Origin of the sequence: Shewanella putrefaciens (assembly GCF_016406305.1) — a bacterium.
GTDB lineage: Bacteria > Pseudomonadota > Gammaproteobacteria > Enterobacterales > Shewanellaceae > Shewanella > Shewanella putrefaciens_C.
Map to the genome: position 1 here is coordinate 2,152,963 of NZ_CP066369.1, position 12,890 is coordinate 2,165,852.

Genomic DNA, 12,890 nt, shown 5'->3' on the forward strand with positions numbered 1-12,890 from the left:
TTAATGATGCTACATCGCAGGGTATCGCACGCAGGCACGCCGTTAACTCTTCCTTGAGGGCTCCACCGCGCCATCCATGGCGCAGAGGGCCTGCTTACCGATACCCTGCTCGCCCTATAAAGTGATCTCAATTCAAAACGGCTATTTAGCACTCAAATCAATACTATCACTATGGTGGAATATACCGCGCTTATCCAGCGGATTAATGTCCGTAAAGAATGGGTTTTTGGTCCAGAGGTGCGTTGGTTAGCCTAAACACAGCACCTGCGTAGCGCTGGGGCGGATAAACCAAGGTTTAAATAAAAAGCCTTGCACAAAATCAACCCCAATGGATTTGGCGAAGGCGAGTTGTGCTTCGGTTTCTATGCCCTCCAAAATGGTTTGTTTGCCGGTACGTTTGGCAAACTCCACTAGGGCCGCGATCAGTTGGATCCCCTGGGATTGCTCAATGAGGGTTAACCAATAGCGATCAAATTTGAGGAAATCCACATTCAGCATCAAATCGATTGACAGCAGGGAATGGGGCGCCCCTATATCATCGAGGGCCACTTTAATATTTGCCTCTTTGAATTGGCGAAAGAGTTGATTGGCAAGCTGCGCATCGCTAATGCAGGTATTTTCAATAATTTCAACGGTAATGTGTTGATAGCCTGATAAGAGCGTGAGTAATTTTTCGGTATATGGGCCATTCACTGCATGGGGATCGATATTGATAAACAGTCGTTGCTCACTTGGGGCATGTTGCAGTTGAAAGGTTTTGGCCTGATATTCCACCGCGGCTAAGGTCGCGCTCGACTCATGCAATTGTTCAAACACCAGATTAGGGGCGATCGCTTGACCATTGGGTAAATAAAAGCGGGCGAGGGCTTCGTAGCCATTAATGCTTTGGTCCTGCGGATTGACAAAGGGTTGATATTCACAGCTTAGGGTCAGAGAGTGGAGATTGATCATTGCCAGATACAGAGATGTAATCCATGGATCGCTAATTAATTACATTTATTCCGCAGCAGTGCAATTAAGTTTACCTTAATGTTGTTTGATTGCTGCTTTAATGTGCATTTTTATAATCAATTGAATTATATTGACTAATGTCAAGTAATTGACTCTGCGGCAGCGGGTGATTAAGGCCTCTTAGCGTTTGAATTTAAGGTGGCCGAGGCCACCTTAAATGCGGAACTTCGGGGTGGGTTAATAGCTAAAATTAAGCTCTTTATCACTAAAGAGTGGCTGAGGCTTTTGCTTTTGCGCCTCATAGATCAAGCGATAGCTCAATACGGCTTGCACATATTCCCGGGTTTCTGTGAAGGGGATAGATTCGATAAAGCTCATCGTATCTAGCTTACCATTCGATTGCGCTAACCAGCGACGAACGCGGGAGGGCCCCGCATTATAGGCCGCCGTTGCGAGTACGCGGTTTTGGTTAAACTCCTTTAATAACTGGGCGTAATAGGCGCTGCCCAAGTTTAAATTTAACTCTGCACTGTACAAATCATCAGGATTTTTATACTTAGCTCCGTGCTTTTTGGCGGTTGCCTTAGCGGTTGCCGGCATGATTTGCATTAAGCCGCGAGCACCGACCCCCGATGTGGCGTAGAGAAAAAATGCGCTCTCGCGGCGGCTGATCGCGCGAATTTCATCGACATTGACCCTATGCTTTTTACTGGCGTGCTCAAAGCCACTTTGGTGTGCCATGGGGAAGCGTAGGGGGATGTCGTCCCACAGCTTACCTTGAATACTGGCTTCGACCCCAAAGTCATACCAGCCCTGCTCGTGGGCATAACGGCCATAGCGGGCGCGCATTGAATTATCGCTGCGCTTGAGTAATGACATCCATTCATAGCGGGCATCGAAGTAGCGATCTAATGCCATCAGCTCTTTAACGCGCACAAAACCGAGATCATCCTCGAGCTTGCTGCTGTTTCCATCGACCACAGGCTCAGGGCTTTGGTTGAGTGATACGGGTTTATTCAATAATTGCGACGCCGCAAATCCATAAAAATTGCGTTCATTGCTGATGGTTGCTAGGGCCTTAGTCGCACTCTCCGGGGCATTTTTGGCATTGGTTCGGTATAGCCAATACTGCCAACGTTCCTTAGTGAGGGTTTCTGGCGTCAGCAAGTTCAAGTAGCGGGCGATATGGCTGTGATCTTGTTCCCGTATTGCCCAGCGTAGGCGGCGCTCAACCATATCATCACTTTTCATATCGGGTAGGACGGTATCGACAAAGTCCTTAAAATTGTTGTCTTGCTCGATCAGCACCCGACGGACAAGGAACTTTTGCAGTTGCTGTTCTTGGGGCGGGGTAAAACGTTTCGTTTTTTGATACCGAGTATACAAATTGATGGCTTGGTCGAGATCCTTGCGGGCAAGGCGTTTTAAGCCCGCGGCGACGATATCGCCAACGATAGGATTTTTATCCTTAAATTTCTCGGTATGGCGCAGGCTGTTGGGATCCTTAAACACGGCGACTAAGCGTTTGGCTTCGTTGCTGTGGCTGGTGATCTTCTGGGATAAATAACTGAGCAGACTAGCTTCATCTTCATCGAAACTCAGTAGCATGCGGGCCCAAATCACATCCTGTGTGCGTTTTCCTGCTTTTGTCCAAGCGTTAAACAGGGGATCGCATTCCTTTGGACGAGAGCCACCATAGACCCACAGCGATGTTGCGGCATTGTAGGCGAGCTGAGTTTCCCCTTTAGCGAGCTTGGCTTCATAAAAGTAACATTGCAGGCGCACATCCGTTGGTGCGTCCTTGGCGAGGGCAAGAAAATCATTCCAGCGTTTTTTACTGCCCGCATTGACTAAATACTTGGCGCGCAGGCGCTGGTACATGGGCGTAGTTTGATATTTATTGATAAGCGCTTTAGCCGCTTCACCATGGAGGTCGTTGAGCCTGCCTATGTCAATATCATGATCTAGGTAGATCGCCAGCGGATAATCACCCAGTTTGGCGCGTAGGGGTTTATAGACTTCATAATTTTGTTTCTTCAAGGCTTTTTCAGCATCGAGAAAGGTTTTTTGCGTTGGGGTTAAAGCCCAAGCTGCAGAGGCATTAAATGCCCCTGCTATGACTATCGCGCTAGATAAAACCATATGTATTAATGGTTTGCACATGCAGTTTTTGCCTCCGGGCATCAAGGTCACAATCGACATTTCCGTATCGATTCAAGGTGAAAGAGATTCAGTTTTTAACGTATGTGCTTAATTAACGTATGTGCTTAATAGTGTTCGAGTGCGGTGGCATCCTTAGGTTCAAGGGTTTGGGCTGTGTCCTGCTCTCTTTGATTTTGTTCGACTCTTTGGGTTTGTTCGAGATTGTTTTCTTCGACATCATTTTCTTCGACATCGTCTTGTTCAATATCATTGTCGTCCAATGCCTCGTTGAGGGCCTTCTCAAGCAACATTTTATCCAATTGCTTGCTGGTATCTACCCCTAATTGCTGCATCAAGTGGGCTTGGCGGACTAAGTTCCCTTTACCTGAAGCCAACTTATTCATCGCACTATGATAGGTTTTTTCGGCGTTATCTAGGGCTCGGCCCAGTTTTTCCATGTCTTCAATATAGCCACAAAGCTTATCGTAAATACGACCCGCTTGTTTGGCTATCGTCTGGGCGTGTTGGTTTTGGTATTCGTAACGCCAGATATTGTTGATGGTGCGCAGGGCAACCAATAGATTCGTTGGGCTCACCAGCATGATGTTTTGCTCTAGGGCAAAGTTCACTAGGCTTGGATCGTGCTCTAACGCCAATAAGAATGCGGGTTCAATCGGAATAAACATCAGCACATAGTCTAGGCTTTTAAGCCCGTGCAGACGTTGATAGTCTTTCTGGCTCAACCCTTTTATATGGTTACGAATAGAAAGCACATGCTCGTTGATGGCCTGTTGACGCAGTTGCGGATCTTCACTGTTAAAGTAACGCTCGTAGCTTAGCAGCGACATTTTGGCATCGATCACCACATCTTTATTCTCTGGCAAATGCACTATGACATCGGGCTTAAAGCGTTTGCCATTATCATCCTTGAGATCCTGCTGGGTATGATACTCATGGCCCTCACGTAGGCCACTTTCCTGCAGTACTCGGTCTAAAATCACTTCTCCCCAGTTGCCCTGTTGCTTATTATCGCCTTTGAGCGCTTTGGTTAAGTTGATGGCGTCTTGGCTCATCTTAAGGTTGAGATCGCGCAGGTGTTCGAGTTGATGTTTAAGGGCGCTACGTTCGGATTGTTCGTGGGTGTAGGATTCACGAATTTGCTGCCTAAAACCTTCTAATTGCTGCTTAAGTGGCCCAAGTACGCCCTCTAATTGGCTGGCATTTTGGTGTTTAAAATTCTCACTGCGCTCCTCAAATATCCGATTAGCGAGGTTTTCAAATTGGGTTTGCAAACGCACTTCGGCGGTTTCGAGTGTGACAATTTTTTCCTGTAGGGAGGCGTGCTGTGCTTCGGCTTTTGCCTGAATGGTTTGCTGCATAGCGTTAGATTTTGACAGGGCTAACTGTAACTCTAACTGACGGCGCTGGCTGTCATTGACCTGTTGCTCTAAACTGGGCACGCGCTCGGCTAAGGCTTCGGCTTTGCCCAGTTGCTCAATCTTTTGCTCAAGTCTTTGTTGATACTGGCGCAGTTGGCTGTCTTTATCGTCGACCAATATTTGTTGTTGCGCGAGGGAGAGTTCAGCGTCTTCATTCACTTGACGCATTTCCTGTTCGAGTTCGTCCTTAAACTGTTGCCAGCGTTGGCGGGTTAAACGTTGATTGAGTAGGGCGCCGATCAATAACCCCAAAAATGCGACGGCGAGAAGGCCGATGATGTCGGCAACGGAAAAAGATTGAGAAAATGGCATGGTCACTAGCACTCCTTTAGCTTTGGCGCTTAGGGTCGCATGCCCCCTAAAAGGCTTCAAGTGCTTTAATGAACAATCTGTTTGCGCGCAGGCTTGAATGAGCAAGTCTTATACATTTAAATCTTCAGGTTGTTTGGGTATAAGTGACAATGAAAGATTTTCCCGCATTCCACTGTCTATACCATAGAGGTTCATAGTGGCTTTAGATGAGTGCGCTACACATGCTATGTAATCATCCTAGAGCCAGCGTGAGCATAATGCAGTCGCAATAAATGATAGAGGTGTCAATTGGCTAATCATTCCCGTTTTACACAAGGTATTCTTAAAAAAGCACAGTGGCATCTGCAGGATAACCAAGTGACGCCAGAGTCGGTATTTCGTGCGCGCCGGCAAATCGTCAAAGCCATGGGCTTAGGGGCAATTGGGGCGAGTATTCCAGGTTATGTGCAGGCGGGCCTGTTCGATCTTTTCGGTGAGCAGCCTAAATCCTCTTTTATTACTACGCCGCTGACCTTTCAACCCAATCAGCGTTACGGCAGCGGTGAAGTGTTAACGCCCTTTGATAAAGTCACGACCCATAATAATTTTTATGAGTTTGGCACGAGTAAGCAAGATCCCGTCGATAACGCCCAACACTTTAAGGTTGACCCTTGGCAATTACGGATCGAAGGCGAAGTTGAACGACCAATGACGCTGGACTTTGATGATCTCACCACTATGTTTTCCCTAGAGGAGCGAACCTACCGTTTACGGTGTGTCGAGGCCTGGTCCATGGTGATCCCTTGGGTCGGATTCCCTCTGGCGGCATTACTTAAAAAAGTCGGAGTGACCCAAAAGGGCAAGTATGTTGCCTTTGAAACCGTCTTCGATCCCGAGCAAATGCCGGGACAAAAGAGTCGCTTAATGGGTGGTGGTATTCATTATCCCTACGTTGAGGGCTTAACCTTAGCCGAGGCAATGAACGATCTGACTTTGCTGTCTGTGGGCTTATATGGCAAAACTTTGCCCCCACAAAATGGCGCGCCGATACGCTTAGTGGTGCCTTGGAAATACGGTTTTAAAAGCATTAAGTCCATAGTGCGAATTCGAGTGATGGATAAACAGCCGCCCACCAGTTGGAATCAATTAGCCCCCCATGAATATGGTTTTTATGCCAACGTTAACCCCGCCGTCGATCATCCCCGCTGGTCCCAGGCGAGTGAACGTCGGATAGGTGAAGGGGGACTCTTTTCGGCAAAGCGTATCGATACCCAACCTTTCAATGGTTATGGCGAGTTTGTCGCATCGCTCTATGGTGATATGGATTTACGTAAATTTTATTGAGAGTGATGAGTTGATGGAAATGACCTATGTTTAGATTGACAGCTAAGCAGCTGATTTTGCTTAAAACAGTATTTCATCTCGTGGGGTTATTGCCCCTCGTTTTGCTCGTATTGAGTGTTATGGCAGGGCGGGCCGGTGGCGATCCCGTGCAGTACATTATTCACTTTACTGGGATAGGTGCCCTCAATGCCTTAGTGGCAACTTTACTGATTTCGCCCGTCGCTAAGGCGTTTAAGCTGGGTTTTTTAATGCAGACTCGCCGCCTCGTCGGTTTATATGTGTTTGCCTACGCCAGTTTGCATATCGCGGCTTTTTTCAGTTTAGATCTGCTGTTTGCATGGGAATTGCTGTTGAGCGAAGTGGTGAAACGTCCCTACATCTTAGTGGGAGCCGTGGCTTATCTGATTGTAACAGCCTTAGCGGTCACGTCTTTTAAGGCGTTGATGCGTAAGATGGGGCGCCGTTGGCAAACTCTGCACAATGGGGTTTACCTTGTAGCACTACTGGCGCCTATCCATTTTTATTGGTCGGTTAAATCAGAGATTATTGAACCGAGCCTGTATCTTTTGGGCTTGAGTCTGTTGCTGTTGTGGCGTTTACCAAACTGGCATAAAAAACGTCAGGCTCGCCCGGTAGATATGATAGCTAAAGAACCTAGAACCTAGAACCTAGAGACTAGAACCTAGCTTCTCAAGCTAACGATAAGTTATCCTAGCCCTTGGGTGGCTGATTTCATCTGAATAAATTCAATCTTGTAACCATCGGGATCCTCAACGAAGGCGATCTCCGTGGTGCCACCCGCAACTGGGCCTGGGGCGCGGGTGACTTTACCACCCGCCGCCGCAATGGCAGCGCAACGGGCATAAATGTCTTCATCGCCAATTGCGAGATGGCCAAAACCTGTGCCTAAATCATATTTTTCTGTCCCCCAGTTGTAGGTCAGCTCGACGACGGCTTGGCCGGTTGACTCCTCACCATAGCCAACAAAGGCTAAAGAATATTGGTACTCTGGGTTTTCTGAGGTGCGTAGTAGTTTCATGCCTAGCACTTGGGTGTAAAAAGCGATACTGCGTTCTAAGTTACCGACGCGGATCATAGTGTGTAACAGTTGCGACATGGAATTATCTCGGTAAATGAATGGCGTGCGGAGTATATCAAAGATGTATACCCAAACAACCTGAAGATGCAGGATACAGCGGCTGATGTTTGTGGGTTACCCCGTGGTTAACCTCACGATTTTTGAATGAATAGGGTTAATAGCGAGTGATAATTTAGCTGTTGCTCACAAAACGCAGAGACAAACATGGGTTTTTATCACTAGGTTGATAATAATGTCATCATACCCACTAGGAGAGTGAATGATGAACACCGAACTTAAAATGGCGCTAGGTACCACACTTGTAATTGCTTTATTTTTCAGTGCGTTCTTTGTCTCTATCTTTTAATCTATGTTTATTGTCGACCCTTGGGCAACTCAGCTTTAGGGTATAGCTACGATTGTGGCACCATAATAATTGTGGAGATGTCTTCGCAATTGCTCCCTAACAAGAAGCCGCAGCAGCGGCTTTTTGCTTATTTATTCTATCTGACCGCGCCGTAGATCGCACTTTTGGGCACATATTCCCAAAGGCAGCATTCCCGTACCTTGCATCCATAAATAGCTAGGAGAGACTGGCTGGTGAAAATTAGTTTGATTTTTAACTAATTTGATATTCATATATTTTGATTTTCAAACTATAATCCGATTGAGAGTCTACCATCAGGTATCCAATTTTGTGCCGTGTAGGGAAAAATATAATGAAATCAGAGCCCGCTAGACAAGAAACCGCATATCACTCAGGTCATGGTCACTCGATTGCCCAGTGGCAACATGGCCATGGTTTTTCGAACCAAAATACCGAGGGTGAAAAAAATACCCGTTATGTGCTTTATCTGACAGTGATCACTATGGTGGCTGAGATTGTCGCTGGGACCCTATATGGTTCAATGGCGCTGCTTGCCGATGGTTGGCATATGGGAACACATGCGGCCGCTTTTATGATCACACTGTTTGCTTATTCCTATGCCCGTAAACATGCTAACGATCCGGCATTTGCCTTTGGTACGGGTAAGGTGAGTGTGCTCGGCGGTTACACCAGTGCGATAGCCTTGGGATTGGTGGCCTTAGTGATGTTGATTGAATCGGGAATGCGCTTAATTAATCCGGAGCAAATTCATTTTAACGAAGCGATTTTTGTGGCGGTCATAGGATTAACGGTAAATGTGCTCAGTGTGTTTTTGCTCAAAGATCATCATAGCCATGATCATGGGCATCAGCACGACCACGATGATCACGGCCACGATGAAGATCATGACCATAGCCATTGCTGCCAGCAAGATCACCTCCATAATGCAGAGCATGAGCATGAGCATGAGCATGAGCATGAGCATGAGCATGAGCATGAGCATGAGCATGAGCATGAGCATGAGAATGAGCATACCCACAGTCACGGCGGACATGATCACAACCTACGCGCCGCTTATTTCCATGTTTTAGCCGATGCCTTAACTTCCGTGCTGGCGATTGCCGCCTTACTCTTTGGTAAATATATGGGATTGACTTGGCTCGACCCCGTGATGGGCATAGTGGGCGCCATCATTATTAGCCGTTGGTCCTGGGGGCTCATTCAGCAAACGAGTCCAATTCTGTTGGACGGTGGGGTGAAAGCCTCTTTGCAACGTCAGGTGAGAGAAACCATCGAAGCCGTGCCCGATCACCAAGTGGCTGACTTGCATATTTGGCGTGTGAGTGCCGATCACCATGCTATTATGGTGTCAATTGTGTCCCACTCACCGAAAGAAGCCAGTTATTTTAATCAGTTACTGGCTAAATTCCCTGAGTTGTCCCATATCACCATTGAACTGCATACTTGCCGCCAGCGCGAGTGTGTCACTAAGGATGACAAATTAAGGATGACAAATGACTGTTGAGCAATTGCATGTAAGCGAGCCGCATTTAGCTTCGGCGCATTCAACCGATCAGGCGCTGAACCATGTGATCATCGAATTTTACGAAAAGCTGTCCTCTTGGGAGCATGCCATCGTCCGCGATAAAGGGTTTAGTTTATCGCAGGTACACACGATAGAACTCCTTGGTGTACACGGGGCGATGCGGATGAAGGAACTGGCCGATAAAATCGGCGTGACCACAGGAACGCTGACAGTGCAAATCGATAAGATGGTCGAAGCGCAGTGGGTGGTTCGCCGCCCCCATGAAAGCGATCGACGCTCAATTTTGGTGGAGCTCACCGATAAAGGCCGCGCTGTGTTCCTCGAACATGATGCGCTGCATTTACAACTCACGACGGACTTAACCGCCAAAATGAACAGTGAAGAGCGCATAGTGCTACTCAATCTGCTTTCCCGCATGAATAACGAGTTTTAATCTGCTTTTAAACAGCGCCCTCCATGGGCGCTTTTTTATGGGCAGTTCAGAGTGAATCCTTTTAATTCATCCTCGATTAATCATCCTCGAGCAATCATGCATGATTACAAGCGCTTATCTTTTGTTACATTCTTGTTGGATTAATAGTTGAACTGACGGCCGATTAAGGTAATGTAGTCGCAGAATATTGACAACTTGATGGCGCTACCGAGCAAGTCCCTATAGGTTGGGGAGCAAAAAACGGTCGAATTTTCAGAGATTCGGCCGTTTTTTTAGCTTGTTTTTGACTAGGTAGTTATCGCTATGATCCATTTGAGCTGCGGCGAGCGGCTTGATACTATGGCGCAAAAAAATATAGCCGTAAGATTATCTTAAGGTATATCAGTTAGCTTCGGCCAACTACTAATTTGAGAGAGCGTTATCAGTGTTAGCGAGATTTAAGACTCTGTCGGTGAATCGATTTACTTTCATCACTGCATTATTTTACGTGTGTATTTTTAATATTTCCCTCTTCGAAGTCATTAAAAAAGGCATTGAAACACAGCCGCAAGTCGATCCGATTTTTATTGCGACCATGCCTTTGTTTCTGGCATGTGCACTGAGTTTTGTATTTTCACTCTTTACGGTTAAGTATTTGATAAAACCGTTTTTTATCATACTCACCCTGTTGTCATCTAGCGTCTCTTTTGCGGCTCTGCAATATAATGTCGTATTCGATTACGGCATGATAGAAAACACCTTACAGACTAATAGCGCCGAAGCTTTGATGTATGTGAATTTTGCTTCGATTGCCAATATGTTGTTGACGGGGATCTTACCCTCATACCTGATTTATAAGGCCGATATCCAATACAAGCCTTTCTTTAAGGAGTTGCTGCATAAAATCGTGTTTATGCTGGCCATGCTGCTCGGTGTTGGGCTGATTGCCTTCTTTTATTTCCAAGATTACGCCGCCTTTGGCCGTAATAACGACCAAATCAAACGTTATATAGTGCCAACCTATTTTATTGGCGCCGCGGCGAAATACGTTAATGTACACTATTTGCAAACTCCCATTGAATATCAACAGCTTGGGCTAGATGCAAGCAATGTCAGCACTAATGCCAACGGTAAGCCCAATTTACTGGTGCTGGTGGTGGGAGAGACGGCGCGTTCGATGAACTACCAATATTATGGCTATGACAAACCAACGAATGCCCATACCCAGGGCCAAGGGTTAATCGCGTTTAAAGACACCCATTCCTGCGGCACCGCCACCGCTGTGTCTCTGCCCTGCATGTTTTCCAGAATGGGGCGGGAAGATTACGATGCTCGCCGTGCCTACGCCCAGGATACGGCAATCGATGTGCTCAACCATGCAGGCATTAAAGTGCAATGGTTTGACAATGATTCGGGTTGCAAAGGGGTGTGCGATCAGGTCGAGAATATCACCATAGATTTGAATAGTGATCCTGAGCTGTGCTCGGGCCAATACTGTTTTGATCAGGTTCTGCTCAATAAATTGGATGAAGCGTTAGCAAAGGCCGAGGGTAAAGATACAGTGATCGCCCTGCACATTATCGGCAGCCATGGGCCGACGTATTTCCTGCGCTATCCTGAGCAGCACCGTAAATTTACCCCAGATTGTCAGCGTAGCGATATTCAAAACTGCAGCGCCGAAGAGTTGATGAACACCTACGATAATACGATTTTATATACGGACTATATTCTTAGTGAAGTCGTGAACAAACTTAAACACCAGCAAGATAAATTTGATACCGCCATGTTATATCTTTCCGATCATGGCGAGTCTTTGGGGGAGTCTGGCATGTATTTGCACGGCGCACCTTACAGCATCGCACCCATAGAGCAAACGAGTATTCCAATGCTCGCTTGGCTGTCGGATGGATTTAACCAAGATAACCATTTAAATCAAGAGTGTTTGGCTAACGAGGCCGCTAAGGGTGGTTTTTCCCACGATAACCTGTTTGACAGCCTGCTCGGGTTAATGAATGTGAAGACGCAGGTTTACCAAGCCGAATTAGACATATTTGCCCGCTGCCGAACCTGATCCCCTGATGTGCCGCTAAAACTGGTGCAGCTAGAGAGGTTAAGCGCTTAACGGCCAGATTTCAAAGGGGATGGTGACATCCTCTTGGCTATTTTGCGCCTTATCATAATATTTGATTATTCCCATATCCAAATCGCAGTAGTTGAGTTAACTTAGTTTATACAAAAACATAACAACTAGATGGTTTGCGATTTATGTCATCTCCTGCAGAAAATACTGAACTCGATGCTGCCGCTCAGATCCTGCGTTTAGCTGTGCCACAAATGTCTGCCCTCGGTATTCCCGTTACCCCCGAAAACTATACAGTCTGGTATGAATATTTTTCTGGCATGAATCTCGACTTAAATCGCGCCATCGATGGTTTTATAGCTAATCATGTGCTGTTTACTAAGGAGGTTAATACCAGCCTCTATAAGAACTTTATCCAAGAAAAATCTCCAGAAGTCATTGAAAATGTTCAGATAGAAACACAGATTTTGATTAACTCCCTACTCAGTAAAATCGCGCAATTGAACCAAGGTACCGTGGCCTTTTCGGGATCTTTGGCCGAATTTGGCATTAAATTACAGTCAAGCCCAGATCTGAATACCCTCAATCAGTTAGTCGATGGGGTGATGGATGAAATGCAAAACCTACTGCTTAATAACCAAAATATGGAGCAGAGCCTGAATGTGATGGGGCAAGAAGTACAGAGCCTCAAATCTGAGATGGAAAATTTAAGTCTGGCCGCGATGACGGATCAACTGACTTCTTTGCATAATCGCCGCGCCTATGAGTTTGCCATCCAAGACTATGTACACTGCGCCAAGGAACAACATACCCGTTGCAGTTTGTTATTGATTGATATCGATAAATTTAAAAATTTCAATGATACCTATGGGCATCAAATTGGCGATAAAGTGCTCGCCTACGTGGCGCTGGCCCTAAAACAATGTGTGCGGGGAGATGATTTCGTCGCTCGCTATGGGGGGGAGGAGTTTGTGGTGCTTTTGCCCAACACCCATTTTCACGATGCGTTACAGGTGGCTGAAACCTTAAGGGAACGGATCTCTGAACGGCGTTTAACCATAGGGAAAGATAAAAAGTTATCTTTAGGCGCGATAACGGTTTCCATCGGCCTTGCGTCATTGCAGGAAGGGGACGATGCCGAAACCCTATTTAGCCGCGCCGACAAAGCCCTCTACGAAGCCAAATCCGATGGTCGAAATTGTGTTAGAGGTTAAGCTAGCGCTTTGTTAGCGGCAAAGCC

Annotated in this window: 10 protein-coding genes; 6 read left to right on the forward strand and 4 right to left on the reverse strand. The window is 46.5% G+C overall.

All coding sequences use genetic code 11. The features are described from left to right. Window positions 1-246 precede the first annotated feature (246 nt). The 3 genes from JFT56_RS09305 to rmuC all read right to left on the reverse strand — a co-directional run bounded on the left by JFT56_RS09305 (window position 247) and on the right by rmuC (window position 4,844). Window positions 247-951: an EAL domain-containing protein gene (locus tag JFT56_RS09305; protein ID WP_198783339.1), complete on the reverse strand. Its 705-nt coding sequence runs from the start codon at window positions 949-951 to the stop codon at window positions 247-249. 237 nt (window positions 952-1,188) lie between these two features. Continuing rightward, window positions 1,189-3,114 carry a transglycosylase SLT domain-containing protein gene (locus JFT56_RS09310; RefSeq protein WP_198783540.1) on the reverse strand — a complete coding sequence of 642 codons (1,926 nt, stop codon included), beginning with the start codon at window positions 3,112-3,114 and terminating at the stop codon, window positions 1,189-1,191. A 104-nt stretch (window positions 3,115-3,218) separates the two neighbouring features. Further along, a complete protein-coding gene (gene rmuC, locus JFT56_RS09315; protein WP_198783340.1) occupies window positions 3,219-4,844 on the reverse strand; it encodes a DNA recombination protein RmuC in 1,626 nt (541 codons plus the stop codon). 288 nt (window positions 4,845-5,132) lie between these two features. Here rmuC and msrP point away from each other — a divergent pair, with 288 nt between their 5' ends. Together msrP and msrQ are read left to right on the forward strand one after the other, a co-directional pair. After that, on the forward strand, window positions 5,133-6,167 hold the full coding sequence (gene msrP, locus JFT56_RS09320) for a protein-methionine-sulfoxide reductase catalytic subunit MsrP (protein ID WP_198783341.1): 1,035 nt from the start codon (window positions 5,133-5,135) through the stop codon (window positions 6,165-6,167). 26 nt (window positions 6,168-6,193) lie between these two features. After that, complete coding sequence (msrQ, locus tag JFT56_RS09325) at window positions 6,194-6,832, forward strand: protein-methionine-sulfoxide reductase heme-binding subunit MsrQ (RefSeq protein WP_198783342.1); 639 nt, start codon at window positions 6,194-6,196, stop codon at window positions 6,830-6,832. 41 nt (window positions 6,833-6,873) lie between these two features. Here msrQ and gloA read toward each other — a convergent pair whose 3' ends face one another. Continuing rightward, on the reverse strand, window positions 6,874-7,284 hold the full coding sequence (gloA, locus tag JFT56_RS09330; RefSeq protein ID WP_198783343.1) for a lactoylglutathione lyase: 411 nt from the start codon (window positions 7,282-7,284) through the stop codon (window positions 6,874-6,876). A gap of 680 nt (window positions 7,285-7,964) precedes the next feature. On the opposite strand from gloA, the gene JFT56_RS09335 reads away from it, so the two are divergent. From JFT56_RS09335 to JFT56_RS09350, 4 genes are all read left to right on the forward strand, one after another. Further along, on the forward strand, window positions 7,965-9,137 hold the full coding sequence (locus JFT56_RS09335; RefSeq protein ID WP_198783344.1) for a cation diffusion facilitator family transporter: 1,173 nt from the start codon (window positions 7,965-7,967) through the stop codon (window positions 9,135-9,137). Continuing rightward, window positions 9,127-9,591 carry a MarR family winged helix-turn-helix transcriptional regulator gene (locus JFT56_RS09340; protein WP_198783345.1) on the forward strand — a complete coding sequence of 155 codons (465 nt, stop codon included), beginning with the start codon at window positions 9,127-9,129 and terminating at the stop codon, window positions 9,589-9,591. Before JFT56_RS09335 ends, JFT56_RS09340 begins: the two co-directional genes overlap by 11 nt. Before the next feature lie 424 nt (window positions 9,592-10,015). Then, complete coding sequence (locus JFT56_RS09345; protein ID WP_198783346.1) at window positions 10,016-11,641, forward strand: phosphoethanolamine transferase; 1,626 nt, start codon at window positions 10,016-10,018, stop codon at window positions 11,639-11,641. 194 nt (window positions 11,642-11,835) lie between these two features. Then, the gene (locus JFT56_RS09350) at window positions 11,836-12,864 is read left to right on the forward strand and encodes a GGDEF domain-containing protein (protein ID WP_198783347.1); all 1,029 of its coding nucleotides are present in this window, start codon (window positions 11,836-11,838) and stop codon (window positions 12,862-12,864) included. The last annotated feature ends 26 nt before the right edge of the window (window positions 12,865-12,890 follow it).

What these genes read in the sequence shown, in the direction of transcription:
- JFT56_RS09305 (WP_198783339.1), bottom strand. Translation starts at nt 951, where the DNA reads ATGATCAATCTCCACTCTCTGACCCTAAGCTGTGAATATCAACCCTTT.
- JFT56_RS09310 (WP_198783540.1), bottom strand. Translation starts at nt 3,114, where the DNA reads ATGTGCAAACCATTAATACATATGGTTTTATCTAGCGCGATAGTCATA.
- rmuC (WP_198783340.1), bottom strand. Translation starts at nt 4,844, where the DNA reads ATGCCATTTTCTCAATCTTTTTCCGTTGCCGACATCATCGGCCTTCTC.
- msrQ (WP_198783342.1), top strand. Translation starts at nt 6,194, where the DNA reads ATGTTTAGATTGACAGCTAAGCAGCTGATTTTGCTTAAAACAGTATTT.
- gloA (WP_198783343.1), bottom strand. Translation starts at nt 7,284, where the DNA reads ATGTCGCAACTGTTACACACTATGATCCGCGTCGGTAACTTAGAACGC.
- JFT56_RS09335 (WP_198783344.1), top strand. Translation starts at nt 7,965, where the DNA reads ATGAAATCAGAGCCCGCTAGACAAGAAACCGCATATCACTCAGGTCAT.
- JFT56_RS09340 (WP_198783345.1), top strand. Translation starts at nt 9,127, where the DNA reads ATGACTGTTGAGCAATTGCATGTAAGCGAGCCGCATTTAGCTTCGGCG.
- JFT56_RS09350 (WP_198783347.1), top strand. Translation starts at nt 11,836, where the DNA reads ATGTCATCTCCTGCAGAAAATACTGAACTCGATGCTGCCGCTCAGATC.